This is a genomic window from Providencia sp. PROV033, from assembly GCF_028484855.1.
GTDB lineage: Bacteria > Pseudomonadota > Gammaproteobacteria > Enterobacterales > Enterobacteriaceae > Providencia > Providencia alcalifaciens.
The window spans coordinates 1-23196 of record NZ_JAMPSW010000063.1 but is presented as its reverse complement, the minus strand read 5'-3'; the positions used below and the strand labels follow the sequence as shown (position 1 = coordinate 23196).

Below are 23196 nucleotides of genomic sequence, written 5' to 3'. Positions count from 1 at the left end.
CGACTCTATTCCTTATGGAGTTCCCTCTTCACGATGAGAAGGAACTTAAATTAAAGTAGTTAAATCGATAAAAATCGATTATCTAGCGTTACGAGCTTCAATTACAGCTTGTGCAACGTTGTTTGGCGCTTCATTGTACTTCAGGAACTCCATAGAGTATGAAGCACGACCTTGTGTCTGAGAACGCAGGTCAGTAGCATAACCGAACATTTCGGATAATGGTACTTGTGCACGAACAACTTTACCAGTAGGTAAGTCATCCATACCTTCAATCATACCACGACGACGGTTCAGGTCACCAATTACATCGCCCATGTAGTCTTCTGGAGTTTCCACTTCAACTTTCATGATTGGCTCAAGCAGAACTGGTTTCGCTTTTTTGAAGCCGTCTTTAAATGCGATTGATGCCGCAAGTTTAAACGCCAATTCAGAGGAGTCAACATCATGGTAAGAACCGAAATGCAGACGAACACCCATGTTAACTACTGGATAACCCGCTAATGGACCAGATTTCAGCTGCTCTTGCAGACCTTTGTCAACCGCAGGAATGTATTCCGTAGGGATTACACCACCTTTGATTTCGTTGACAAATTCGTAGTCCATTGGCAGACCATCTTTGTCTTTCTTGTCCAGTGGGTACATATCGATAACGACATGACCGTACTGACCACGACCACCAGACTGTTTCGCGTGTTTACCTTCGATGTCAGTCACTTTAGTCGTGATTGCTTCGCGGTAAGCTACTTGTGGTTTACCAACGTTCGCTTCAACTTTGAATTCACGACGCATACGGTCAACCAGAACGTCCAAGTGTAATTCACCCATACCAGCGATGATAGTCTGATTAGTCTCTTCATCACTTGATACGCGGAATGATGGGTCTTCTTGAGCCAGACGGCCTAATGCGATACCCATTTTTTCTTGGTCAGCTTTAGTTTTTGGTTCGATTGCAACAGAGATTACTGGCTCTGGGAATTCCATACGCTCCAGGATGATTGGTGCATCAACTGCACATAAAGTATCACCTGTAGTTACGTCTTTCAGACCGATAGCAGCCGCGATGTCACCAGCGCGAACTTCTTTAATCTCTTCACGCTTGTTAGCGTGCATCTGTACGATACGACCAAAACGCTCTTTCTTCGCTTTAACGGCGTTCAGAACGGTATCACCTGAGTTAACAACACCGGAGTAAACACGGAAGAATGTCAGGTTACCAACGAATGGGTCAGTTGCAATTTTAAATGCTAAAGATGAGAACGGCTCTTCGTCACTTGCATGACGTTCAGCTGGAGTATCTTTACCATCGTCCAGAACACCGTTAATTGCCGGCACATCTGTAGGAGCTGGTAAGTAATCCACAACCGCATCCAGCATCGCCTGAACACCTTTGTTCTTAAATGCAGAACCACAGGTAACCAGGATAATTTCGCTTGCAAGAACACGTTGACGTAAAGCGCCTTTGATTTCAGCTTCAGTCAGTTCTTCACCGCCCAGATATTTTTCCATCAGTTCTTCTGATGCTTCTGCAGCGGATTCGATCAGGTTGTTGTGCCACTCTTCAGCCAGCTCTTGCATGTCCGCAGGGATATCTTCGTATTCGAAGGTAACGCCTTGGTCTTCGTCGTTCCATTTGATTGCTTTCATTTTCAGCAAGTCAACAACACCAGTGAACGACTCTTCTGCGCCGACTGGTAATTGCAGTGGAACTGCAGTAGCTGCTAAACGTGTTTTTAATTGCTCAACAACACGTAAGAAGTTCGCACCCATACGGTCCATTTTGTTAACGAACGCGATACGTGGAACTTTATATTTGTTAGCCTGACGCCATACGGTTTCAGACTGTGGCTGAACACCACCAACTGCACAGTAAACCATTACTGCGCCATCAAGAACACGCATAGAACGTTCTACTTCGATTGTGAAGTCAACGTGCCCCGGGGTGTCGATGATGTTGATACGGTGTGGTTCATACTGTTTAGCCATACCAGACCAGAATGCAGTAGTCGCAGCGGAAGTGATAGTAATACCACGCTCTTGCTCTTGCTCCATCCAGTCCATTGTTGCAGAACCTTCGTGGGTTTCACCGATCTTATGGTTTACACCAGTATAGAACAGAATACGTTCAGAAGTTGTGGTTTTACCGGCGTCGATGTGTGCACTGATACCGATGTTACGATAACGTGCTATGGGCGTTTGACGGGCCATTTTTTCCTCTCTCGTGGGCGTTCAATTCTTCATATAAAGGGCAGCTGAAAGCTACCCTGAGATACATCACTAAGATTGGTAAGAGATTACCAACGGTAGTGTGCGAACGCCTTGTTAGCTTCTGCCATACGGTGAACGTCTTCACGTTTCTTAACAGCGGAACCTTTGTTCTCAGCAGCGTCTGATAATTCGTTTGCCAGGCGAAGCGCCATAGATTTATCACCGCGTTTACGAGCAGCATCAACGATCCAACGCATTGCCAGGGCATTACGACGAACCGGGCGAACTTCAACTGGAACTTGGTAAGTTGAACCACCAACACGGCGGGATTTAACTTCCACAGTCGGACGCACGTTATCAAGTGCTAATTCGAATGCATCAAGTTCAGTTTTACCAGAACGCTGAGCAAGGGTTTCAAGTGCGTTGTATACGATTGCTTCAGCAGTAGATTTTTTCCCGTCTACCATCAGGATATTTACAAATTTGGCCAGTAATTCTGATCCGAACTTAGGATCTGGAAGAATTTTACGTTGACCAATTACGCGACGACGTGGCATGGATATGACTCCGTTGTTAATTCAGGTTTGTCCAAAACTCTACGAGAGTATTTTGACATTAAGATTAAAATGTTTGGCCTTACTTAACGGAAATCCATTAAGCCTTAGGTTTTTTCGCGCCGTATTTAGAACGAGCTTGCTTACGGTCTTTAACACCAGAACAGTCCAGTGCGCCGCGAACGGTGTGATAACGCACACCTGGCAAGTCTTTAACACGACCGCCACGGATCAGGATTACGGAGTGTTCCTGCAAGTTGTGGCCTTCACCACCAATGTAGGAAGAAACTTCGAAACCGTTAGTTAAACGAACACGGCATACTTTACGTAATGCTGAGTTTGGTTTTTTAGGAGTGGTAGTATATACACGAGTACATACGCCACGTTTTTGCGGGCAAGCTTCCAGTGCTGGAACGTTGCTTTTAACAACCTTCGAGCTACGAGATTTGCGTACCAGCTGATTAATAGTTGCCATTATTAAAAAAGCTCCTGGTTTTTTGCTTCGTAAACACGGATTTGACCTCGTTCGCCAACATGACGATACACGAGGACGCGAAATTTTATTGCCGACTGGCTCGGGTGTCAAGAAATATACAACTTTTAGTGACTTTATAAGGCAAAATGTTGCTTATGAGCTTCAGTTAGCTTTACAAAACCTTGGTATGAGATGATAGAAACGCCATCAGCGATCTGATTTTGCAGCCCTCGGGCGTAAATATCTGCATCCAAGGCATAAATTTGAGCTCCGCTATTTTGTAATTCAAGAAGATATTTAGACCGCGAAATACCAGCCAGAACACCATCTTGGAACAACAATATAGCGTCTTCATTTGTGACTAACCGCAGCATTGCGGAAAAATCGCTTTTAAATGGAGAAGTGGCTAAGGTGTATAACATAGGCGGGATCCTACTACAGATCAAAAATTGAACGCAAGATCAAAATTTAAGCACGACGTCGCAAGCAGATAAGTATGCTTGAATTTGTTGTGGCGTTAAAAATTCAGGAGTGACAACCCAATCATTCTGCTGGCTAATCCCTCTTTCCTGTAATGATTCAGAACACAGGTAAATATTTTCAATATCATACAATGGTAGGACTTTGAATGTCGCGATATAGTCTCGAGCCAAAATTTCTTTGGGTTGCTGGTGCGCAAGTAGTTGACATACACCATCCGAAATAAAGAATACGTTAATATCCTCAGTCAATGCTGAAGTTGCCAATAATGCATCCAGCCCTTCTCGTCCACTGGCACTGCCATGAGGCATCGTCGTAAAAACAAACGCAATCTTTTTCACAAAATACCTTATATCGTTGTGCTGTTCATGGTGTTCAGACTTAAAACTGAATAGTTCGGTCTGTTGTCAACATCGCCTCAGCTAAACTGCCTAAGCCGCTCATGACAAAACCTTCAGATAAGTTATAGGCTGGTAATGACAATGCTTGTGCTTGCTCTTCGTCGGTAATACCACGGCGCAGACTCGCAGCAACACAAATGTTCATTTCACACCCAGATTCTTGTGCAAGTTTACGCCATGCTTTGATTAAATCAAATTCATCAGTCGCGGGAGAAGTCAAGGTGTTGCCGTTAAGAACGCCATCTTGATAAAAGAAAATGCACTTCAATATATGCCCTTCTTCAAGAAGAGCATTGGCAAATTGATAGGCACTCGCTGATTGCGAAGTACCATATGCAGGGCCTGTCACTAACAAACAATATGTTAGCGGGTTTGCTTTACTCATTCACCACTCTTAAATTGGCGTATATATAAATAGACGGTGTGCTTCGAAATGTTCAGACGGTCAGCAACCTGATTGATTGCATCTTTAATATCGAAGATTCCTTTCTCGTATAGATTCAGAACCACTTGCTTGTTTTTCGCATTGTTCGAAACATTACGGTCATTACTGACTTCTTCAATGGTGTATTCCAATGTTTGAGCAACTAGGTCATCAACAGAAGATGCGAAGTTTACATCTGAAGTCACTTCTTGTTTTTCTTCAGGAACAAATGATTTAATAATTTCTGAGAATGGCACATCTAAGTTCATATTAATGCACAGTAAACCAATAACACGCTGCTTACGGTTACGAATCGCAATCGTCACGGATTTCATTAGATCACCGCTTTTAGCTTTCGTAAAATACGCTTTGGATACATTTGATTCTGCATCGGCCATGTCATGGAGCATTCTTAACGCTAAGTCAGTAATAGGCGAGCCAATCTTACGCCCTGTATGCTGACCATTAGCTATTCTCACTGCTGAACATTTTAGATCTTCTAGAGAATGAAGAACAATTTCACAATGCGCACCAATTAGCATAGCGAGCCCGTCAACCGCAGCTTCATATGATTTCAAAATTTCGTGGTCAGTCTCAGTAAACGGCTGGTTATCTAGAATATTAATATCACTGAGGTCTTGGGATTGTAATGCATCAGACATTTCAACGTCATCCTTCTAAAGTGTATAAAATTCATCCAGTCAACCAATGAGGCATTCATTATTCGACTCATTTGCCTTCATTCTGTTGTACATAGTCAACGGATGTGATGATTAAAAATAAAAACGAATCTATTGAAGTTAAAACTCCGAGGCGTTGCCGTCAAGCGAATGAATGCAAGAGAGTATGTTTTATCACAATCTTTACGTAAATCAATCGCTACACAAGAGCCGAATGGCTGTGTTTATATTAACCGCGTTTTATAATAGATGTTACGGAGTTTAAGTAATAGCCTTCAAAGTCTTAGCAATATTAGATATGGACATGAATAATGCCAATGATAAATGCGCATACTCGCATGCTAGATATCCTGCAAAAAACGTCAACTTACTTAGTCGAACAGTTTCAAAAAGGTCTCACTCATAGCCTAGCCTCCGTTTCAAACACTTACAATCAACTCTACTTTTCCTATATAAACCAAGATACAAACAAAGATATTGATACTTTTGCCAACGCATTAAAAAACCACAGTAAAGAGTACATTTCTACCTATGGAGCATTAATCGGTGAAGGCAATTATGGTCGAGCCTACAAATTAGGGTCATATGTCATAAAAATAGCGTTAACTGAAGATTCCTTTCAAGGTTCTAATTCTAATTGTGCTCGAACCTCTCGAATTACCAATGAATTCAATGATTCTGATTACTCACGAGAAGCCAACCTAAGTAATGGTGAACATGTTTTAGTGTCTAAATTTATTCAAGGTCATTCCGTGACAGGTAAAAAAGTTGTTGAATTTATGAATTCAAAAGACAGGGTCATGTACGACATAGACTCGGAAGGTAATGTAAAGGAAGGTTCAGATAAAAACCTGTACCTAATTGATTCTGATATGGTTTTTTACAAAAAAAATCACCGTAAACAATCAATAGCCAGTGATGAATTTCATGAAAATCTTGCAGTAATCGCGGATACGTATGATATCGAACTATCTTTAAGAGGCTGGGTCGATTAAACAACGCTTTTTTAGGTCGTCATTTATTCCCTTATACGAAGAGCGCTACATGATGTAGCGCTCACTCAAACATTATTTAGCAGCTGGTTTGATATCTAATAATTCAACATCAAAGATCAACGTTGAGTTCGCAGGAATACCTGGAACACCGTTTTCACCATACGCTAATTCTGGCGGGATAACTAATGTCATTTTGCCGCCTTTCTTCAGGTTAGCTAAACCTTCTGTCCAACCTTTAATGACTGAATTCAATGGGATAGTCAGTGGTTCATTACGTGAATAAGAGCTATCGAATTCTGTTCCATCAACCAGAGAACCTTTATAGTGCACGACCACTGTTTCGTCTTCTTTAGGTTTTGCGCCTGTACCGTCTTTTTCAATTTTGTACAACAGACCAGACTTAGTTTTCACGACACCTTTTTCTTTCGCAAACTTCTCGCGATACTCTTCGCCTTTCTTCACGTTAGCAGCAGATTCAGCTTTGATTTTATCTTCAGCCGCTTTTTTCACTTGGCCTTCGAATTGGCGTAACGTTTCTTCAACTTGCGCATCTGTCATTTTACTTTTGCCGCTGAATGCATCTTGCACACCAGCTAATAATTGGGCTTTGTCCAGATTAATGCCAATAGATTTTTGCTCTTCTAAAGAGTTTTGCATATAGCGACCTAAAGAGGCACCTAATGCATACGCGTTACGCTCTTCTGCATTTTTAAACGCGCTTGCTTGTGTTTTTGCTTCTTCTGCCATAACTTGTGGTGCAGTGAAAGCGAATGCTAATGTTGTTGCTAATAGACTTGCCTTAAACAGTGATTTCATCCTAATCTCCGATAGCTATTATTCGAGCTATTACGCTCATTTTTATTGATAGCTGTTCCTTATCTTAAAAAACAAGCTGTCAGTTAACACAATAAATATAAGAATATCTTAGACCACATTAACAAAAAGAGGTTTCAACGCCTACACCTTTAAATAAAACTTATCTGTTGATTTGTAATGTTCGGTTATTATGATGTTTTTTTCATGGTGAGAACCCATAAGGAGATCCTAAAATGGATTCATCAAACAATTTTGAACAGCGTTTAGAACTTTTGGAAAGCAAAGTTGCCTTTCAAGAATTGACCATTGAACAGCTCAACCAAGTGATCACAGAACAACAAATGCAGCTGTCAAAAATGCAGGAACATTTGCGTATCGTTGCGGAAAGATTGAAAGCGTCGCAATCATCTCACCTAGCGCGTCCTGAAGAAGAGACTCCCCCTCCCCATTATTAGTCTCTCAACTTTTCCCCCTGATATGAAATTGGGAGATATCAATATCAGGCAAGGCCACCTCTTCGGGCTTATCCAATTGAGGTACCCATTCATAGGGAACTCGATAAGCCCGATAAATCATGTTATCCCAAGCGTATTGTTCATCGGTATAGGGGGAAATATATTCCCAAGCAATTTTATTTTCCTTAGTAACTTCAATAATTCGTCCATCCGCGCCCTCTGTAATCAATGTATTACCATTGAGGAGTCGTTGTGCGCTGCTAACATGCGGACTAAAAAATCGAAAACGATTCGTCGGCATTTTAAATCCCTGCTCATTTGCAGAATGCTGCCAAACAATATCTAAACTGATCGGGTCTATCTCCAAGACTCGAGAATAGTCACGACCCGCATTTTTTAATCCATAAAGCGAGGTTGGCGTTGCTTGCCCATAGCCTGCTTGCCAGCCATTATCAAACAGTAAAATATTCCCCGCACCCGGTAACCCTTGAGGAATAAGATGGGCATGATGTTGACCAATAATCCCCCCTAAATGTTTAACATTATCATGGGTATAATCAGGTCCAATTTGCCATACAATCTTTCTTGTTTCACGGCTGGTAATTCCAATAATATTCGCTTCCCGAGAGCTCCATATTATATTCTCAGGATGAAAATCAGTATTGCCATTATCATAGTGTTTGTTGGGACCAAGCCGAGATAGGCTATTGATATGTAAATAATCCCCCACACCATCAGATATGAGATTAGGGTTACGATAAAAGACATTCTTTGCGGTTTCAGAAAAACCGAGCTCTGAAAAGTGATCACTGAGCGCCCAAGTCCATACAATATTTCCCTGCCAATTAACCTCAACAAAGACGTCATCCAGTAATGGCTTATCTGATATTTGAGGATTTTGAATATTTCGATGGCAAAGTAATAATGTTTTTCCTTCATAGATAGGAGATATCAAGTCAGGCGTATAATACCCGACGGGGTTTCCTTCCCGTTGAAAATCATGATGGGCTCTTGCAGACCAATATTGCTCCCCAGCATCATCCGTCAATAATTCGACACGATCAAATGACCAAACTTCGTTATTGTCCCAATCCCGCTGGACCAACCGAGTATATTCGCGATATTTATCACCTTCTTTTGACCATTCATAACTCAGCAGATTGCCTCGAGGTAACATTTTACAAGGCACTCCATTACTGTCCTGCCAAACATGAACTTCATTGCCATTCATATCAATAAGCACAGCGCCCTTATTAGCCACTGAAAATAATGTATAACCATTCCAGGCTTTATCTGGTTTATAAATGGTTGTTTTTGTAGGGTAAATAGAGGGCATTCCCATCATGATTTTCCTCGATAATTGAGACAATGACACGAGATAAACAAAGAAATTAATCTCGATAAAAATCATGGGAATTATAAGTTAGAAAAATAACCAACTGATTTACAATAAATTTCAGTAATTATTAAATTTAATAACAGTGAATACTTGAGACTGAATGTTGAGTAAAAAAAAGCCCAACATAAAAATGTTGAGCCTACTTTCGAAATAAAAAGCGAATTCACTTTTTATTGAATCTCTTTTTTAGAGATTAGTGGCAACCACAGCCACCATGCTTGTGTCCGTGGCCTTGACCTTCGCCACCACCACAGCAACCGCCTTCTGAACCGTGGCTATGACCGCCACCGCCACAGCAACCACCTTCGTGATCATGGTCATGGTCGTGACCATCAGCACCATGGACGTGACCATGTGCGATTTCTTCTTCTGTTGCTTCACGGATAGCCATGACTTCAACATTAAATTTCAGGTTTTGACCTGCTAACATATGGTTACCGTCGACGATAACTTCATCGCCTTCGATGCCAGTGATTTCAACAGGAACTGGACCCATATCAGTATCCGCTAAGAAACGCATACCCACTTCCAGCTCGTCAACGCCCATGAATACATCTTTTGGTACGCGTTGAACTAAGTTGTCATCGTATTGACCATATGCATCGTCTGAAGCGACTTCAACATCGAAATGTTCGCCAACTTCACGACCTTCTAATGCTTTTTCCAGACCAGAAATTAAAGATCCACGGCCATGCAGATAATCCATTGGCGCGTTTGCCGGGGACTCATCAACTAAAACACCGTCTTCTGTTCTTACTTGGTAAGCGAGGCTTACAACCAAGTCTTTTGCTACTTTCATGACATCTCCTACGACCCGTAAGGGAAAAATTTTTGCCAATTGTACCGGAAAACAATTGTGCTGTATTGAGAATTGACAAAATTCTCTTATTCTGGGGTAAAAATCCCAATAACTTGTTCTTGCTTTCTCACATGCTCAGTGGCATCACCTTCGGTTTGGCGCTGTTGATCCCCACAGCTCACACATTCAACCACATCAATTTTGTCTTCTCGCCACATCATTAAGGTGTCTTGAGACTTGCATTTAGGGCAAGTTGCCCCAGCAATAAAACGCTTACGTGTTGCTGCCATTTTTCTACCTTACTGTTCGTTATTCCAGCTATGCGGTTGGCGATTTTCTCTTTGCATCTCTTTTTCGAAAAGTTCGTTAAGTTCACGCCGCGCCTCTTTAATGCGTGAGATTTGCCCGCTGTCGCTGTTTTCATTTTCAGGAATGATATCGCGTAACATACGCATATCGAGTCTGCGGAAATGTTGCTTAGCTCGATAAGCTTTATGAGGGTGCATACCGGTACTAACTAGCGCCTTACTGCCCATTTCCAGCGCACTTGAGAAGGTTTCACGGCTGAAATCCGTCACGCCACTGTGCAATAATTCGTGTACCTCTAAACGCCCTTTAGCTCGTGCAATAATATGCAAGTTAGGGAAATTTTCTTGGCAAATACGCACAATTTCCATCACTTCCTCAGGCACATTGCTGGTGATCACAATCGATTTCGCTTTATCCGCGCCTGCCGAACGAAGAAGTTGCAGCTCACGCGCATCCCCATAATAAACGGTATATCCATAGCGGCGCATCGTGCTAATTGCCGTGACATCTTGTTCAAGCACCGTAATGTTCACTTTATTCGCCATCAACAAACGACCAACCACCTGCCCCATGCGCCCAAATCCCACTAAAATAACGTGAGGATTAGTATCTTCCACAAACGGTTTTTCTGTCGATGTCGCTTGCTGATTATAACGGCGGTTGAGATACGCATCTATCAGCTGCATCACAAGTGGCGTTGTCATCATCGACAAAGTCACCACAACCAACAAGAGGTCCATTTGACGTTCATCAATAACACTCGCGCCAAACGCGGTGGCATAAATCACGAAGGCAAACTCCCCACCTTGGCTCAGTACCCCAGAAAACTGTGCGCGAGCACCATTACGTAAGCGAGCCACAAACCCTAGCGCATACAACACCAGTGCTTTCACCGCGACTAATACTACAACAGCGATCAAGACTTGTGGAAGGTAAGTCCACAACACTTGTAGATTCAGAGACATACCAACAGAGATAAAAAACAGCCCTAACAATAATCCTTTAAACGGCTCGATATTAATCTCTAGTTCATGACGGAATTCTGTTTCCGCCAGCATCACTCCAGCCATAAATGTTCCCAAAGCCATTGAGAACCCTAGGCTTTCCATAATCAGTGCCGAACCTAATACCACTAACAGCGCGGCTGCCGTGAAAATCTCGTGCACCCCCGATTTGGCGGCTAGTCTAAATAGTGGACGTAATAAATAGCGACCGACAACCCACAGCCCTACAAACGCTACCACTTTCAAACCAATTTTGTACCAATCGCTGCTCCCCGTATCACCGGCTAATAACGGAATCAACGCCATAATGGGGATAACGGCCATATCTTGGAACAGTAAAACGGAAAAACCAAGCTGCCCACTTTCTTGATTAGACATCCCTTTTTCGTTCATCAATTGCAGCACCATCGCCGTCGAGGACATCGCCATGCCCAAGCCACCGACTACCGCAGCCTGCCAAGAAAATTGTGCCAGAATGAGCACCCCTGCCATTAGCACCGCAGTGACAACCACTTGGATGGTTCCCACACCAAAAATTGACCGACGCAGTTCCCATAATTTAGATGGCTTCAGCTCGAGTCCTATCAAAAACATTAAGAAGACAACACCTAACTCAGAGAAATGCAGAATATCATTCACATTGCGGATAAAACCCAACACAAAAGGACCAATGATGATCCCAGCGAGTAAATACCCTAACACCGCACCCAATCGGATTTTTTGGGCAATTGGCACCATCACAACACCGGCGCATAAAAATATGATCACCGATTCAAATAGATTCAACTCATCCATTTGAAATATCTCCCATATTGAGGGGCTGCTTCATCCATTGTTTATATTCTTCAACTGCTTGCTGTAATTGTTGTTTGCTTAGTCGACGGGCAGAATAAATGATACTCGGTTCTAGCCACTGCATATCACACATCAACGCAGTCAATTCAAATGGGCGAAGAATTTCGGATAACGGATAGCGATTATAACCGCCATGCTGGTAAGACTCTTCTGGCTCCCCTGTCGTAATAATCGAACGCCAATATTTGCCTTTTAACTTTTGATAACCTTGGTCTGTGGCAAACCGGCGAGTCAGCACTTGGTCAAACCACTCTTTTAATAAAGCGGGGCAACTATAAGTATAGAGAGGATGCTGAAATACGATGACATCATGCTGACAAAGTCGCTTTTGTTCTGCGGTGACATCAATAAAATAATCGGGGTATGTTGCATATAAATCATGGATAGTGACATTATCAAAATCACGCACCGCATCTAATAACAGACGATTAGCAACTGACTCATGGGGGTCTGGGTGAGCGTAGACCACCAGTACTTTTAGCGAATTTGACATCTTTCCCTCCTCAAAGGCGTGTCAGGCGGATAATTTTCCGTTACCATGCAGCCTGCTAAATGTATTTTAAGCTGAATATATTTCAGTAATAACTTTTTTATTCGAATATATCTAACTCAATAATTTAACATATTTTCAATAGACGGTTTCTATGATTGTTTTCTCTTCATTACAAATTCGCCGAGGTGTACGTGTTCTGCTGGACAATGCAACTGCGACTATCAATCCGGGACAGAAAGTCGGATTAGTGGGTAAAAACGGCTGCGGAAAATCCACATTGCTGGCACTGCTAAAAGGTGAATTACAAGCAGAAGCAGGATCAGCAACCTTTCCAAGCAATTGGTCAATGGCATGGGTTAATCAAGAAACCCCAGCCCTTGATGTGCCTTGTATTGAGTATGTGATTGATGGCGATCGCGAATTTCGTGCCCTAGAACAAAAACTCCAGCAAGCGAATGAAAAAAATGATGGTCATGCCATTGCCGTGGTTCACGGACAGTTAGATGCCATTGATGCATGGACGATTCAATCCCGTGCGGCCAGCCTACTACATGGTTTAGGCTTTAGTCAGGCACAACTACAGTCCCCAGTAAAATCCTTTTCGGGTGGCTGGCGTATGCGCTTGAACTTAGCGCAAGCCCTATTGTGCCGTTCTGATTTATTGTTGCTCGATGAACCAACGAACCACTTAGACTTAGATGCCGTCATTTGGCTGGAAAAATGGCTTAAGAGCTACTCAGGCACACTGATCTTGATTTCCCATGATAGGGACTTCCTCGATCCTATTATCGATAAAGTGCTGCATATCGAACAAGAAACGATGTTCGAATACACGGGTAACTACTCCTCTTTCGAGCGTCAACGTGCCACTAAATTGGCACAACAACAGGCTCTGTATGAGAGCCAACAAGCCAAAGCCGCTCACTTACAAAGCTACATTGACCGCTTCAGAGTACAAGCAACGAAAGCGAAGCAAGCTCAAAGCCGTATTAAAATGCTTGAGCGTATGGAGATGGTTGCCCCTGCACATGTGGATAACCCATTCCATTTTTCATTCCGCAAACCAGAAAGCTTACCTAACCCATTATTAAAAATGGAAAAAGTCAGTGCTGGTTACGGTGAAAAAGTGGTATTAGAATCCATTAAATTGAATTTAGTCCCCGGCTCACGCATTGGTTTACTTGGGCGAAATGGTGCAGGTAAATCAACATTAATCAAAATGTTAGCGGGAGATTTACCCCCATTGCACGGTGAAATTTCCCTCGCCAAGGGCATTAAACTGGGGTATTTCGCCCAGCACCAATTAGAATATTTGCACGCTGATGAATCCCCGTTGCAGCATCTTGCCCGCTTAGCGCCAGAGCAAACGGAACAACAGTTACGTGACTATTTAGGAGGGTTTGGCTTTAAAGGCGACCAAGTGACTGATCCTAGTGGGCGATTTTCCGGTGGTGAAAAAGCTCGCCTAGTATTAGCGCTGATTGTCTGGCAACGCCCTAATTTACTGTTACTCGATGAGCCAACCAACCATTTAGACTTGGACATGCGCCAAGCACTGACTGAAGCATTAATGGCTTTCGAAGGGGCCTTAGTGGTGGTTTCCCATGATAGACACTTACTGCGCACCACAACCGACGAGCTGTATCTGGTTCATGGCGGAAAAGTTGAGCAATTTGATGGCGACCTTGAAGATTACCAACAATGGTTAGCCGAACAAAACAAAATGGAATTGCAGCAAGCACGAGAACTGCTTGATAAAGAAAAACCAGCCAGTACCTCAACTGTCACGGCTCAAGATAGAAAAGACCAAAAACGCCGAGAAGCCGAGTTCCGTCAACTGACTCAACCCATCCGTAAAAAAATGACGGAATTGGAAAAGAAAATGGAAAAGTATTCGATTTCCTTGGCAGAATTAGAGGCAAAATTATCTGACGCAGCCATTTATGAGCAAGATAAAAAAGCGGAACTCACTGACTGTTTGAAGAAACAGACAGAACAAAAATCCGCACTCGAAGACGTTGAAATGGAGTGGATGGATTTACAAGAACAGCTAGAAACCATGACCAATGAGTTTGAAGCAGGTTAATCGGTAATTTATTTCAATGAATAAGCCCTTATTAAGGTCATATTAATAAGGGCTATTTTTACAATAAGACCAAATTAGATATTCTTAATTAGTGCAAAACCTTTAAAAATTTAAATTACACATAAAAATCTTATTTATAGTCTTTTTAAAAAATAATCTGAAGATTTGAGGTGTAATTAATAGATTTAAATATTAACATATCATTAACTTTAAGCAGTTAAAACCAATCAAAGAAAGTGTAATATTAAAAATAACACTTATTCTTCAATAGATTAAAATCATAGTAAAACACTTCAGTGAGCATCTATTTTGTCACTGTAATATCCCCATTATAATGAAGCCTATCCGACAAATTAAAAAATAAAAACCTATAAAGATAAGGCATTAGCACTTATCTAGATTCTATGGTTGGTACAGCATGATTTATATAATGACAATGCTCTATGGCAGAAACACAGCAAAAAAATATTTTTGGTTTATTCTCGCATTAACACTCTTTGGTGTGTTTATTGGCGCCTGCTTTTTCTTATTACCTTTTTTTGCAGATCCCCATGAGTACATGATTTTTCTATGTATTCCAATTTTATTGGAAGCCATTCGCTCCTTTGTTTGCTCAGCATATTGCCAAGGTGCCACTCGAGGATTACGAATCAGCCGTGGGCTAGTGCTGCTGCTTATGGTCTACATTGTCTTGTTTTCCAAAATACATGCTTGGGAAACCGTTCTTTCTGGCTTTATTACTGGCTTATATCTGATGGTCAGCGCTATCTGGAAAATGTCCAACAGCGTGGTTTTAAAGTTTCAGCGCTGGAAACTGATGTTTACCGTATCCATTATTGAGTTCTTACTTGGCTTATGGAATTTTATTCCATGGTCTTTTGACTATTCATCCCGCCAAGTCTATTGGGATGTCGGTACGCTGATTATGATCTTCTCCCTAGACTCATTCTTTGTGTACTATTTTGTCGTCAGTAGCCGGATATCCGATGATGTGGATCAAATAACTTTTGTACGTAATCACTCATCTTCAGACAGAGAATCCGGCACCCTACATGTTTGGACAACCACAGGGCAACTACCGTTATTTTTTAAAATTATCCAGCGCTACATTGTCTCCCGCAATTCTCAGGGGGTCATTAGTACAGGGCATGTCGCCTTTGAACTCGATGAGATTTATATCAGCCACTACCCAGAGAAAGATATTGACCGCGATACGGCGCAATTCTTACAGATATTAAAATCCACGGAAGAAAACAATGACACTGGCGTTTTTCAAATCAGTTATCTTGATGAAATGAAAATTGCGCCGCCGTCTAATTTCAAATTAACCATTGAAGGGATCAGTAAAGAAAAACTGGATGCCTTTTGGCGTGAATACAGCAAAGACACGACCTACAATTTAACTAACCGTAATTGCTCAACCGTTGTCTCTTTAGCGCTAATAAAAAGTACTGAAGGATATTTTACTGAGAAAAAAGGCGGCTTCATGTTGCTACTTAAATTACTCTTTAGCCCTGAACTTTGGGTCATGTCCCAGCTCAGAAAACATGCAAGTATAATGACGTGGACACCGGGGATTGTTTTAGATTACTCCCGAGCCATGTCCGTTCTATTGAAAATGCGATGATGAGTAATTTACTTCCTAAAGACGAGTGGAGAACAGAGTATCGCTATAAATCCTCTATGGATTTTAACCGTGATACTTCAGAGGTTGCCATCCACAATTTTCGTTCGTTTCAATTCACAGATAAAAACGAATACATATGGGGTACCAAACATTACAACTTGTCTGATCTGCAAAGTGTCGATTTAGTACAGTCACATTGGTCTGGTAAAATGATTGCCCATGTTTTTTTGAGTTTTGGTTTTTCCAATGGAGACTATGTCTCTTTTTCCATTGAAACACGGCGAAAATCACATCAGCAATTTTCGGTTTGGAAAGGTTTTTTCTATCACTACGATATTATCTATGTGGTCGCGGATGAGCAGGATTTGATTGGTACGCGGGTTAATTTACGCAATGAGCAAGTCTATATTTATCCCTTAAATTTAGATAAACCACTTATTACTGAATTGTTTATCAATTACATGGATAAAATCAATTCATTGAAAGAAAATGATGAAAAATATCATTCTATGTGGAATAACTGCACAACCAGTATTTATAAAATCGCAAAAAAAACTTATCCAGACTTTAAATTCAATTGGAAACTTTTAGTCAGTGGCTATGCTTCACAATATTGCCATCAATTAGGCTTTATTGAAGATAACGATTATTTTAATAAACAAAAAATTCCTATCATTCCATTAGTTAACCACACATTCTCACACCAGATTAGGCGTTAATTCCGCTCATAGTAACCGCCAGAAAGACACAATAGATCCTTAGCTAATCCCTGATAAGGATCTATTTTCGGTATTAACCCCTAAATTTAATTACATTCTCACTATCGAGCTTTCACGCACATCACATGGTATTCGCCATTAATTTTTTCTGTGCCTTCCGTTTCATGCTCGAAACCCGGAAATTCGCTATCCCACGCTTGTAAACTACGCAAATAGCCAATATGTGGACTGTCGGTTTCTCCAAAGCTTTCGCCCGATAACAACATTGGGATCCCCGGCGGGTAAGGAATAATCGAGTTTGCCGCAATACGTCCAGCCAGTTTGTCTAACGGTACGGCTTCAACACGGTTAGCAACAATCTGTTGATACGCATCACGGGGGCTCATCATGACATTCGGTAACTCCGAGTAGGCTTGATTAAGCTGACTGCCAGGGTTATTACGTTGCAAATACGCAAACATTTTATTGCCCAAATCACGTAACCCCATATCACCATAAATATCAGGTGCGACTTCTACCACTTCCGGCAACACTTTTTTTAACTGAGTATTAGCATCATAGTGGCGTTTAAAAGAGAGCAATGCATTGACCAATGTTCCCCACTTACCTTTGGTGATCCCCATAGAAAACAGAAACATAATTTGAAAATCTGTGGTGCGCGTTGGCACAATACCGTAGTGATTTAGCCATGCTGTGACCAAGGCTGCGGGTACACCAGAATCCAGTAATTTACCATCATCCCCCATACCCGGCGCCAGAATACTCACTTTTATAGGGTCAAGCATCGCCCAATCAGCAGGGATATTTTTGAATCCATGCCATGTATCTTCCGGATTCATCACCCAGCAGCTTTGCTCTTTCATCAAAAGCTCAACAGGCGCGAACTCAAAATCGTAACGTTCACCTGTTGCAGGGTCCTTCACGGTTTCCTGATTCCACGGCTTGAAAAACCACTCCCCATCATTTTGAAACTCTTTGTAGAGATAACCCAGTGATTGACGGAAGTCGATGGCTTCACGAATCACTTCGTCAGTTAATGAGCGCCCACTATTTCCATCCATCATATCCGCGGCAATGTCGTTAGAAGCACAGATAGCGTACAGTGGAGAGGTAGTTGCATGCATATGATACGCTTGGTTAAAGCGATTAAAATCAATGGCATTACGCCCATTTCTGACATGAATAAACGATGCTTGCGAAAGCGCATTCAGTAATTTATGGGTCGAGTGAGTCGCAAAAATCGTTGGATCGTCATCCTTACGTTCTTCATCACGCATCGCAAAATGGTCACGGTAAATGGGATTAAATCGGGCATAGCCATACCATGCCTCATCAAAATGAATCCTATCGAGAGATTTATCCAGTAAATTCTGGACTTTGCGTGCGTTGTAGCAAACGCCATCATAAGTACAGTTTGTCACTACGCTATAAGCAGGTTTTTTGCCCAGTTTATCCGCGGTGAACGGGTTGTTAGCGATTTTTTCTTGGATAGCTTCAGGAGACATTTCGGTTGGGTAAATTGGTCCAATAATGCCATAGCGGTTACGGCTTGGAACCATATAAACAGGTTTTGCTCCCGTCAAAATCAAACCTTGCTCAATGGATTTATGGCAGTTACGGTCAATAACCACGACATCCTCATCCGTCATGCATGCCTGCATAATTGTACGGTTCGAGCCTGATGTGCCCACCACCACAGAGTAAGACTGGTCTGCGCCAAAAATTCGTGCGGCATTTTTTTCGCATTCACCGAATGCGCCGGTGTGATCAAGAAGTGATCCCACGGCAACCCGCTCAATACCAATGTCCGTACGGAATAAGTTTTCACCAAAGAAATCATGATAAATACGCCCCGCTGGCGTTTTCGTAAAGCCGACTCCGCCTTGGTGCCCTGGCGCAGCCCATGAATGTTCATGCACATCACTGTATTTAATTAGGCTTTTCATTAATGGCGGGAGTAATTGAGCGCGGTAGCGAATAATTGCGGCGAGAACTCGCCCAGCAATAAAGTCGGCTGAGTCTTCTAAAATCCACGCAAACTCATCCACTTGCTCCATCATTTTTCGGTCAAAAGCCACTAAAGCTTCTTCACGATCACTCAAGAGAAAAACAGGCACATCTTCTTGACGACGATGAAGCTGGGTAATTAGCCGATGGGCTTGCGCTTGCTCTTCCTTATCAGACATATCTCGCCCATAAAGCAAGCAGTCAATACTGGTATTTGAGCGGATATAGGCAAGACCATCCTCGAAATCACGAATAATGACCGTTTCTACATGCTCGTCATTCAGTTCACTTGCCAGCCGTGCTACCGCATGGCTGATCACAGAATCTTCATCTGTTAGCTCGGTATAAACGATCAACGCCCTCATGGACTCTCCCTCAATTAATTATTTTAAGCGAAATAATATCTCCTTTAGTCTTAACGCAGATAAAGTTATTTTGCAAAGTTATCGAGGCATTAATCGTTATTCATCAAGTTTATTTATCATCACTTTTGCATTCATCACCAAGGCTTTCGCTTTATCTTCCCGTTTTTGTAGCAATGCCATGAACAACAAATCGGTAAGGGTATTTTGTGCCGTTCTTGAAGAGATAGAAGAGCTCCGCCATTCATTCTCTTCCGCCACGCTTTCCAACATATAATCCGACATTTGCGCTAGAGGAGAATCTTTCGAGCGCGTAATCGCAATAACACAAGCCCCATTTTGATGTCCAATATTGGCGGCAGTGAGCATATCTTTACGCTTTCCAGAAAAGGAAATGACAATTTGTACATCTTGTGGCGTTAACGTTAATGCCGCGGCAATTTGAACATGGTGATCAGGCTCCACCAGTGTCGTAATTCCAATCTTCTGGAGCTTATAGCTTAAATCTTTCGCGGTGAGACCTGAGCCTCCAATCCCGACAATTTGCACACGCTGCGCACTGTCTATGCGCTGAATGATTTTTTCAAACTGTTTAAAATCAAGGCGTTTAGTTGTTTCGGTGATGGAATAATTTTTCTCTAATGCCAGCTTCTGGGCGACCACCATCAAGCTATCCGTTTGAGTAATTCGGTTATGCAACGCACTATGGGGTTCTCCTATATCGAGCTGCTGGCGACCAATAATTTCACTCAATGCCAGTTTCAGCGCGGGATACCCCTTTACGCCTAACTTTTGACTAAACTTCACAATAGCGGATTGACTGATTCCAAGCTGTTCTGCCAATTGCGAAGAGGACAGTTTCAGCACTTTTTCAGGACTTTCTAAGATAAATTGCGCAATTTTACGTTGATTTTCCGCGAGTCGTGGTAATAGGTACGTGATGGTATCAAGTAACGTCATAATAGCCCTCAAGAAGGTAAACCTTTATCTACAGAATAAATTTACAAATAAATTATTCCTGCAATAAAAACTCAATGCTTGAAAATTAATTATTTAAATTCAAATAATTATTATTTTATCGAGTAATAAGCAACCAAGATTATTCGCTTATTTTGGCAAGAGAGAATAGATTGCACCGTGATAGCCATCACATCAAAGGAATAAATAATTCCATAGCATACCCCTCATGATACGTTTAAGGAGTTATTACTATGTCGATTGATTTAAGCAAGATGGTCACGGAAAGTCGCAATGAAGCCAGCACCCACATTGACCAATTGTCTACTCTTGAAATGCTTCAAGTGATTAACAATGAAGATAAAAAAGTCCCTTTGGCTGTGGAAAAAACCTTACCGCAAATTGCACAATTGGTCGATAAGGTTGCCGATGCCTTCCAACGTGGTGGTCGCTTAATCTATTCCGGTGCGGGCACATCAGGACGCTTAGGGATCCTCGATGCCAGTGAATGTCCTCCTACCTATGGAACCCCACATGAACAAGTGATTGGGCTGATTGCCGGTGGTCACCAAGCCATCTTTCGTGCCGTTGAAAATGCAGAAGACAAACCCGAACTCGGTGAACAGGATTTAAAAAATATCAATTTTAATCAAAACGATGTTCTCGTTGGGATCGCGGCGAGTGGGCGTACTCCCTATGTACTGGGTGCCATGAAATACGCTCGCGCCTTAGGTGCTACCGTCGCGGCGATTAGCTGTAACCCTGACAGCCCTGTCTCTCAAGCCGCCGACATTGCCATTACCCCTATTGTTGGCGCTGAAGTTGTCACAGGCTCTTCACGAATGAAAGCAGGAACGGCTCAAAAACTCATTCTAAATATGATCACCACCGGAGCGATGATCCGCATCGGCAAGGTGTTTGGTAACTTGATGGTCGATGTCGAAGCGACGAATGCCAAACTTATCGAACGCCAAACCAAGATTGTGATGGAAGCAACTGAATGTGACCGCCAGACCGCAGAATCTGCATTACAACAATGTGATAGACACTGTAAGACAGCGATTTTGATGATTTTATCGGGTTTAAATGCCGATGAAGCTCGTCAATTACTCGCTAAAAACCATGGCTTTATTCGCACTGCCCTCAACATCGCAAAATCCGTCTAATCAACGGATATTTATGAGAGAAACAGTATGGCTAAAATAACCAATGAAATGATACAGCAGATCCTGCAACACGTAGGTGGCGGTCGTAATATCAAGCAATGCGGCAACTGCATGACCCGCTTGCGACTCACATTACATGATGACCAATTCGTGGATAAAGCGGCAATCAAACAAATTGCAGGTGTACTTGGCGTGATTGAAAGTGATGACCAACTACAAGTTGTTCTTGGTCCTGGTAAAGCTCAAGCAGCCGCAGATCTGATGAAGCAGATGCTAGAGAGCGGCGAAGCCGATGAGCTTCACGATGCGTCGGCGACGCAAGATCTGAAAGAGATCGCCTCTGCGAATAAACAGCAACTTAAGAAGAAACAAACCAGTGCAGTCCATCGGTTTTTATCTAAGTTCGCGACCATTTTTACCCCATTAATTCCAGGCTTTATCGGCGCAGGTCTGTTAATGGGATTAGCGTCATTGCTAACATTATTGTCAGCAAACCAAAATTTATTCCCTGCGGATTCAACTCAGCTGGACCATCTAAAAAGCTTAATTGCCTATATGAGCGTGTTTGGTAAAGGTCTATTCACCTTTATGGGACTGCTAATCGGTTATAACGCACAAAAAGCCTTTGGCGGAAGTGGTGTGAACGGGGCGATTATCGCAGCACTGTTTATTTTAGGCTACGATCCGGCTGCCACTAAAGGCTTCTATTCTGGTATGACAGACTTCTTTGGTTGGTATATCGACCCTAGAGGTAACATTATCGGTATCCTGATTGCCTGTATTTTCGGTGCTTGGGTCGAAAAACAAGTTCGTAAAATTATTCCTGCAAGCTTAGATATTATTTTAACCTCGACCATTACACTGCTCATCGTTGGGGCTGCTACCTTTGTTTTCATCATGCCTATCGGCGTATGGCTCTTCGAAGGAATGTCTTGGCTGTTCATGCACTTAAATGGTAACCCGATAGGAACCGCGGTATTAGCAGGCTTGTTCTTAATTGCGGTCATGTTCGGTGTCCACCAAGGTTTTATTCCTGTGTATGTGGCATTAGTCGAAGCCCAAGGCTTTAACTCACTATTTCCAATCTTAGCAATGGCTGGAGCGGGTCAAGTCGGCGCAGCATTAGCCTTGTATGTAAAAGCGAAAAAAGGCTCCGTGACGCGTAGCCAAATTGGTGGAGCGTTATTCCCAGGCTTCTTAGGAATCGGTGAACCATTGATCTATGGTGTCACGCTACCGCGAGTAAAACCGTTTGTGACGGCCTGTTTAGGTGGTGCTGCCGGTGGGTTCTTTATTGGTGCCGTAGCCTGGATGGGCTTACCTGTTGGTTTAAATACGGTGTTCGGACCTTCCGGATTAATTGCGATTCCACTGATGACCTCTGACCAAGGCGTGCTTCCAGCCATGGCTGTGTATGCTGGCGGTGTCTTAGTTTCGTATCTGTGTGGATTCATTTTCACCTACCTGTTTGGTAGTAAAAATGTCGATTTAGATTAGATGATGATTTGAATTGAACGATAAAAAAAGGCACTTAACGTGCCTTTTTTATTTATTGGAAATGGATTACTCCAGCCAAATTAATGGCACACAAGCGGCAGTTAATATCCCCATGACCAAATTGAAAATAAACCATGCACGTCGGCTACGTAAGAAGACACCAATCAAAGAACCAAATCCCATCCAGATCAAGCCTGCCGTTAAGTTCACCGCCACAAAAGCGATGCTCATCAAGATAATGGATTGAGTAAATAGCTCACCAGGCAGACTAAAACTGCCTACTGCGCCTAATCCCATCATCCACGCTTTCGGATTTAAGAACTGCAATAACCCGCCTTGGAACCATGTTACACTTTTAGAGGCTTTGCTATCTGTTTTCAACGGCTCATAGCTAGCAGTCGCTGTTTTCCATGCCAACCATAATAAATAAA

At 42.4% G+C, this 23196-nt stretch carries 23 protein-coding genes; 7 read left to right on the top strand and 16 right to left on the bottom strand.

Features of this window, described 5'->3' with window-relative positions:
• Nucleotides 1–78: 78 nt before the first annotated feature.
• The 7 genes from fusA to PSF16_RS11820 all read right to left on the bottom strand — a co-directional run bounded on the left by fusA (nt 79) and on the right by PSF16_RS11820 (nt 5201).
• Complete coding sequence (fusA, locus tag PSF16_RS11850) at nt 79–2205, bottom strand: elongation factor G (RefSeq protein WP_006659523.1); 2127 nt, start codon at nt 2203–2205, stop codon at nt 79–81.
• Between the two features lie 86 nt (nt 2206–2291).
• Nucleotides 2292–2762: a 30S ribosomal protein S7 gene (gene rpsG / locus PSF16_RS11845; protein WP_004262486.1), complete on the bottom strand. Its 471-nt coding sequence runs from the start codon at nt 2760–2762 to the stop codon at nt 2292–2294.
• Nucleotides 2763–2859: 97 nt separating this feature from the next.
• A complete protein-coding gene (gene rpsL, locus PSF16_RS11840; RefSeq protein ID WP_004265905.1) occupies nt 2860–3234 on the bottom strand; it encodes a 30S ribosomal protein S12 in 375 nt (124 codons plus the stop codon).
• Nucleotides 3235–3368: 134 nt separating this feature from the next.
• On the bottom strand, nt 3369–3656 hold the full coding sequence (gene tusB, locus PSF16_RS11835; protein ID WP_006659524.1) for a sulfurtransferase complex subunit TusB: 288 nt from the start codon (nt 3654–3656) through the stop codon (nt 3369–3371).
• A 39-nt stretch (nt 3657–3695) separates the two neighbouring features.
• Nucleotides 3696–4055 (bottom strand): sulfurtransferase complex subunit TusC, encoded by a 360-nt coding sequence (gene tusC, locus PSF16_RS11830; protein WP_036977910.1) that lies wholly within the window; start codon nt 4053–4055, stop codon nt 3696–3698.
• 40 nt (nt 4056–4095) lie between these two features.
• Nucleotides 4096–4500: a sulfurtransferase complex subunit TusD gene (tusD, locus tag PSF16_RS11825; RefSeq protein ID WP_036959723.1), complete on the bottom strand. Its 405-nt coding sequence runs from the start codon at nt 4498–4500 to the stop codon at nt 4096–4098.
• Nucleotides 4497–5201, bottom strand: a complete 705-nt coding sequence (locus PSF16_RS11820) for a helix-turn-helix transcriptional regulator (protein WP_006659527.1) — start codon at nt 5199–5201, stop codon at nt 4497–4499. Before PSF16_RS11820 ends, tusD begins: the two co-directional genes overlap by 4 nt.
• A gap of 329 nt (nt 5202–5530) precedes the next feature.
• Here PSF16_RS11820 and PSF16_RS11815 point away from each other — a divergent pair, with 329 nt between their 5' ends.
• Nucleotides 5531–6214, top strand: coding sequence for a kinase (locus PSF16_RS11815; RefSeq protein ID WP_272689295.1), 684 nt, complete (start codon nt 5531–5533; stop codon nt 6212–6214).
• A 72-nt stretch (nt 6215–6286) separates the two neighbouring features.
• On the opposite strand, the gene fkpA is transcribed toward PSF16_RS11815, so the two are convergent.
• On the bottom strand, nt 6287–7030 hold the full coding sequence (gene fkpA, locus PSF16_RS11810) for an FKBP-type peptidyl-prolyl cis-trans isomerase (protein ID WP_006659530.1): 744 nt from the start codon (nt 7028–7030) through the stop codon (nt 6287–6289).
• Nucleotides 7031–7263: 233 nt separating this feature from the next.
• Here fkpA and PSF16_RS11805 point away from each other — a divergent pair, with 233 nt between their 5' ends.
• Nucleotides 7264–7485, top strand: coding sequence for a SlyX family protein (locus PSF16_RS11805; protein WP_006659531.1), 222 nt, complete (start codon nt 7264–7266; stop codon nt 7483–7485).
• Nucleotides 7486–7489: 4 nt separating this feature from the next.
• Here PSF16_RS11805 and PSF16_RS11800 read toward each other — a convergent pair whose 3' ends face one another.
• The 5 genes from PSF16_RS11800 to kefG form a co-directional block, all read right to left on the bottom strand.
• Nucleotides 7490–8830, bottom strand: coding sequence for an aryl-sulfate sulfotransferase (locus PSF16_RS11800; protein ID WP_272689294.1), 1341 nt, complete (start codon nt 8828–8830; stop codon nt 7490–7492).
• Between the two features lie 247 nt (nt 8831–9077).
• Entirely contained in the window at nt 9078–9683 is a 606-nt protein-coding gene (gene slyD, locus PSF16_RS11795; RefSeq protein ID WP_006659533.1) for a peptidylprolyl isomerase, read from the bottom strand.
• Nucleotides 9684–9769: 86 nt separating this feature from the next.
• Nucleotides 9770–9973 carry a YheV family putative zinc ribbon protein gene (locus tag PSF16_RS11790; RefSeq protein WP_006659534.1) on the bottom strand — a complete coding sequence of 68 codons (204 nt, stop codon included), beginning with the start codon at nt 9971–9973 and terminating at the stop codon, nt 9770–9772.
• Between the two features lie 9 nt (nt 9974–9982).
• Nucleotides 9983–11791 (bottom strand): glutathione-regulated potassium-efflux system protein KefB, encoded by a 1809-nt coding sequence (gene kefB, locus PSF16_RS11785; RefSeq protein ID WP_272689293.1) that lies wholly within the window; start codon nt 11789–11791, stop codon nt 9983–9985.
• Nucleotides 11784–12344, bottom strand: coding sequence for a glutathione-regulated potassium-efflux system ancillary protein KefG (gene kefG / locus PSF16_RS11780; protein ID WP_006659536.1), 561 nt, complete (start codon nt 12342–12344; stop codon nt 11784–11786). Before kefG ends, kefB begins: the two co-directional genes overlap by 8 nt.
• Nucleotides 12345–12495: 151 nt before the next feature.
• On the opposite strand from kefG, the gene PSF16_RS11775 reads away from it, so the two are divergent.
• The 3 genes from PSF16_RS11775 to PSF16_RS11765 all read left to right on the top strand — a co-directional run bounded on the left by PSF16_RS11775 (nt 12496) and on the right by PSF16_RS11765 (nt 16776).
• Entirely contained in the window at nt 12496–14430 is a 1935-nt protein-coding gene (locus PSF16_RS11775; protein WP_036959717.1) for an ABC transporter ATP-binding protein, read from the top strand.
• 430 nt (nt 14431–14860) lie between these two features.
• A complete protein-coding gene (locus PSF16_RS11770) occupies nt 14861–16057 on the top strand; it encodes a peptidase (RefSeq protein ID WP_224061698.1) in 1197 nt (398 codons plus the stop codon).
• Nucleotides 16054–16776 carry an Lnb N-terminal periplasmic domain-containing protein gene (locus tag PSF16_RS11765; RefSeq protein WP_272689292.1) on the top strand — a complete coding sequence of 241 codons (723 nt, stop codon included), beginning with the start codon at nt 16054–16056 and terminating at the stop codon, nt 16774–16776. The genes PSF16_RS11770 and PSF16_RS11765 overlap by 4 nt, the downstream gene beginning before the upstream one ends.
• 101 nt (nt 16777–16877) lie before the next feature.
• On the opposite strand, the gene adiA is transcribed toward PSF16_RS11765, so the two are convergent.
• Both adiA and PSF16_RS11755 read right to left on the bottom strand, forming a co-directional pair.
• Nucleotides 16878–19148 (bottom strand): arginine decarboxylase, encoded by a 2271-nt coding sequence (adiA, locus tag PSF16_RS11760; protein WP_181480512.1) that lies wholly within the window; start codon nt 19146–19148, stop codon nt 16878–16880.
• A 96-nt stretch (nt 19149–19244) separates the two neighbouring features.
• On the bottom strand, nt 19245–20105 hold the full coding sequence (locus tag PSF16_RS11755) for a MurR/RpiR family transcriptional regulator (RefSeq protein WP_006659541.1): 861 nt from the start codon (nt 20103–20105) through the stop codon (nt 19245–19247).
• A 251-nt stretch (nt 20106–20356) separates the two neighbouring features.
• Here PSF16_RS11755 and murQ point away from each other — a divergent pair, with 251 nt between their 5' ends.
• Together murQ and murP are read left to right on the top strand one after the other, a co-directional pair.
• The gene (gene murQ, locus PSF16_RS11750; RefSeq protein ID WP_006659542.1) at nt 20357–21268 is read left to right on the top strand and encodes an N-acetylmuramic acid 6-phosphate etherase; all 912 of its coding nucleotides are present in this window, start codon (nt 20357–20359) and stop codon (nt 21266–21268) included.
• Nucleotides 21269–21295: 27 nt separating this feature from the next.
• Nucleotides 21296–22765, top strand: a complete 1470-nt coding sequence (murP, locus tag PSF16_RS11745; RefSeq protein ID WP_006663028.1) for a PTS N-acetylmuramic acid transporter subunit IIBC — start codon at nt 21296–21298, stop codon at nt 22763–22765.
• 66 nt (nt 22766–22831) lie between these two features.
• Here the strand turns inward: murP and PSF16_RS11740 are convergent.
• A partial coding sequence (locus tag PSF16_RS11740) for a LysE family translocator (protein WP_442959249.1) occupies nt 22832–23196 on the bottom strand: 365 nt, incomplete at its 5' end.